Here is a 1,258-nt window from a genome sequence, read left to right as displayed (position 1 = left end):
CCGGCGGCGGACGGCGGCCAGCGCGGCCAGCTCCAGCAGGGCGGTGGCCGGATCGCCCTGGTCCACGGTGCCGGCGAGCGGCAGGGCGGTGGCCGGGAGCGGGCGGCGGTCGGTGCCGAGCAGGGCGCTGGTGTGCAGGGTCTCCCACGGGTCCTGGGTGATCGTCATGCCGAGTTCTCCTGGGCGTGTCTTGGGGGTTTCGTCGGATCAGGCCGCGGCGTCAGGGGGCGTGCATCGCAGGGCGGAGGCTGGGGGCGGAGTCACTGCGGTGGGAACACCTCCCCGGCTGCCGGGCCGGGGCCATGGGTGACCGACCACAGCGCGGCGAGGTGCGTGCCATGGCGTCGCGGGCCCGGCAGGGATCCACAGGACACGCCCTAGGCGTTGGCGAGGCCGACCGGGCGCCGGCCGGCGGCCCAGGCCGTGACCGGGGCGAAGCCCTGGTGGCCGTACTCGCCGAAGACCGTCAGCGGGCGGCCGGTGGAGACCGCGGCCAGCCGCCACAGCGCGGCCTCCGGGACGGCCGAGGTGCGGACCGCAACGGTGTGGTGGCCGTCCGTCAGGAACCAGCCGTCCGGAGCGCGGACCGGGACGACGTCGCCGAGGACGGTCGGCCGGCTCTCCAGCCACGGGTCGTCGGCGACGGCGGTGCCGTAGCCGGCCACCGCCTCGGCGACGGTGAGTCCGGCGGGCGGGTCGGCGGGGCCCGGCTCGGGGGCGCCGTAACGCTCGCCGAGGGTGGCGCGCAGCGGGTGGGCGGCGGGGAAGTAGGCGAGGTCGGCCTCCACCAGGCGGCCGGTGGGCAGGGCGAGGGCGGGGGCCTGGCCCTGGTGGCCGAAGGACAGCAGTACGGCCGGGCGGCCGGTCTTGGCGCCGCGCAGCCAGACCCGGCGGGTGGTGAGCCGCTCGTCCGTGGTGTCGCGGGTGCCGAGCACCAGCCAGCGGTCGCGGATGGTGGGGCCCGCCTTGCCGGTGTCCGCGGGGTAGCCGACCCGGGTGCGGACGGTGGCGGCCAGCTCGGCCGGCAGCTCGTCCATCCGGGTGGCGGCGGTGGCCAGCAGGTGCAGCATCGCGTACTCCTCCAGCAGTCGCTCCTGCGGCAGCGCGTCCAGCTCGCGGACCCGGGTGGCCAGGCCGGGGGCCTGCGCGTCGACCATCCGGGCGGCGACCTCCTCCCAGGGGCCGGCGGTGGACTGGTCGGCCAGGCCGTGCCGGATCCGGTCGGCCAGCCGCAGCCGCAGCTCGGCCGCGCCGGCCG

Annotated in this window: 1 protein-coding gene; it reads right to left on the bottom strand. The window is 78.1% G+C overall.

Annotated elements, in window-relative coordinates; translation table 11 throughout:
* Positions 1-377: 377 nt before the first annotated feature.
* A partial coding sequence (locus tag KS423_RS45695) for an SWIM zinc finger family protein (RefSeq protein WP_224285542.1) occupies positions 378-1,258 on the bottom strand: 881 nt, incomplete at its 5' end.

Origin of the sequence: Streptomyces sp. LS1784, from assembly GCF_020103755.1 — a bacterium.
GTDB lineage: Bacteria > Actinomycetota > Actinomycetes > Streptomycetales > Streptomycetaceae > Kitasatospora.
The sequence above is the reverse complement of the archived record's forward strand: the minus strand, read 5'-3'. Positions and strand labels throughout refer to the sequence as shown.